Source organism: Micromonospora sp. TSRI0369 (assembly GCF_001905625.1).
In the GTDB taxonomy this organism is placed as follows: domain Bacteria; phylum Actinomycetota; class Actinomycetes; order Mycobacteriales; family Micromonosporaceae; genus Micromonospora; species Micromonospora echinospora_A.
Genome location: NZ_LIVU01000027.1, coordinates 1 through 2148, shown reverse-complemented (window position 1 = coordinate 2148; position 2148 = coordinate 1). Strand labels below are relative to the sequence as shown.

At 73.7% G+C, this 2148-nt stretch carries 3 protein-coding genes; 1 reads left to right on the top strand and 2 read right to left on the bottom strand.

Going from position 1 to position 2148, the window contains the following annotated elements; translation table 11 throughout:
* Positions 1-704 (top strand): cyclic nucleotide-binding domain-containing protein (locus tag AMK25_RS31450; protein WP_241826578.1); only part of this gene is annotated, 704 nt, incomplete at its 5' end.
* 20 nt (positions 705-724) lie between these two features.
* Here the strand turns inward: AMK25_RS31450 and pflA are convergent.
* On the bottom strand, positions 725-1507 hold the full coding sequence (gene pflA, locus AMK25_RS31445) for a pyruvate formate-lyase-activating protein (protein ID WP_073831983.1): 783 nt from the start codon (positions 1505-1507) through the stop codon (positions 725-727).
* Positions 1504-2148 (bottom strand): glycine radical domain-containing protein (locus AMK25_RS31440; protein WP_143194834.1); only part of this gene is annotated, 645 nt, incomplete at its 5' end. The genes AMK25_RS31440 and pflA, both read right to left, overlap by 4 nt.

The following is a 2148-nucleotide window of genomic DNA, read 5'->3' as shown; positions in this document are numbered from 1 at the left end:
GGTGGCGGCAGGTCAGCGGCGGCGTGCTGGTGCAGATGGGGGACGCCGTCGACGCGCCCGGCGACGACTCGGTCATCACGTCCTCCTTGGGTTCCCCCTCAGCCTGCGCCGACCGTTCCCACCTGGGCAGAGGCGATCCGCCCGCCCTGACCGGGACCATCGGCCCCTACCGGCCGGGCCGATCGCGAGGTGGAATGGAACGACTGCTCCCTCCTGCCGATCCTGGAGGCGCGATGACCCCGCTGGAGATGCTCCGCGTCCATCCGTTCCTGGCCGGGCTGCCCGACGAGTGGCTGCCCCGGCTCACCGGCTACGCGCGCCCGGTGGTCTGGCACCCCGGGCACCGGCTGTTCCGCGCAGGCGCGCCGGCCGACCGCTTCTGGCTGGTCCGCGGCGGCCAGGTGGCGCTGGACTTCCCGGTGCCGGGCCGCGGTGACGTGGGCATCGAGACGATCGGCCCGGGCGGGGTGCTCGGCTGGTCCTGGCTGTTCCCGCCGTACCGCTGGCAGTTCGGCGCGGTCGCCACCCAGCGCAGCACCGCCGTGGAACTCGACGCGGACGGGGTACGCCGGCTGATGGAGTCCGACGACACACTCGGCCGCCAGCTCACCACCCGGTTCATGAGCGTGGTGGTGGACCGCCTCCAGGCGTCCCGGGTCCGGCTGCTTGACCTGTACGGCTATCCCACTGCTGCGGCGAGCTGAACGGCGGCCGGGCGGGCCGGTCAGGTGACGGTGAGACCCCGGGTGGCGAACTGACCGCGTACCCGGGTTAGCAGGTCGGCGTCCGGCGGCTCGGTGTCCGCGAGCGGGAAGGTCAGCCCCAGCTCGGCGTACTTGTGCGCGCCGAGCCGGTGGAACGGCAGCACCTCCACGCGCTGCACGGTGGCCAACCCGGCCGCGATGTCGGCCACCCGCTCCACCTCGTCGACCGCGTCGGTCAGGCCGGGCACCAGCACGTACCGGATCCACATCGGCGTACCCCGGTCGGCCAGCCGCTGCGCGAACCGCAGCGTCGGCGCGAGCCGGCCGGTGCCGGTGACCCGGCGGTACGTCTGCGGGTTGCCCGCCTTGACGTCGAGCAGCACCAGGTCGGTGGCGTCCAGCAACGCGTCGTCGGCGCGCACGCCGAGGAAGCCGGAGGTGTCCAGCGCGGTGTGCAGGCCGAGGTCGTGGCAGCGGCGCAGCAGCTCGCCGGTGAACACCGGTTGCAGCAGCGGCTCCCCGCCGCTCACAGTGACGCCGCCGCCCGCGACCTGGATGAACCGGCGGTACCGGGTGGCGAGCGTGACCATCTCGTCCACGGTGCGGCGCCGGCCGCTGCGGCCGTACCAGGTGTCCGGGCTGTGGCAGTAGCGGCAGCGCAGCGGGCAGCCGGCCAGGAAGATCACGAACCGGGTGCCCGGCCCGTCCACCCCGACCGACGTGTCCCACGAGTGCACCGCGCCGGTGACGCACCCCGGCGCCGCCGGAGCAACCTCCGGCGGCGCGGGCGGGCGGCCGTTCACAGCGACCCGTGGAAGGTCCGCGACACCACGTCGCGCTGCTGCTCCGCGGTGAGCCGGACGAAGTTCACCGCGTACCCGGAGACCCGGACGGTGAGCTGCGGGTACCGCTCCGGGTGCGCCATCGCGTCCAGCAGCGTGGCCCGGTCCAGCACGTTGACGTTGAGGTGGAACCCGCCGGCGTCGGTGTAGCCGTCGAGCACCCCGGCCAGGTTGGCGATCCGCTCGTCGCGGGTGTGGCCCAGGCCGTCCGGCGTGACGGTGCCGGTCAGCGAGATGCCGTCGCGGGCCGCGTCGTACGGCAGCTTCGCCACCGACAGCGCGGACGCGACCAGGCCGTGCGTGTCCCGGCCGTTCATCGGGTTCGCCCCGGGCGCGAACGGCTCGCCGGCGCGCCGGCCGTCCGGCGTGTTGCCGGTGTGCTTGCCGTACACCACGTTCGAGGTGATGGTGAGCACCGACATGGTCAGCTCCGCGTCGCGGTACGTGCGCTGGCGGCGCAGCTTCTCCGCGAACGTCTCGACCAGCCACACCGCGATCTCGTCGGCCCGGTCGTCGTCGTTGCCGTACGTCGGGAACTCGCCCTCGACCGCGTAGTCGACGGCCAGCCCGGTCTCGTCGCGCAGCACCTTGACCCGGCCGTA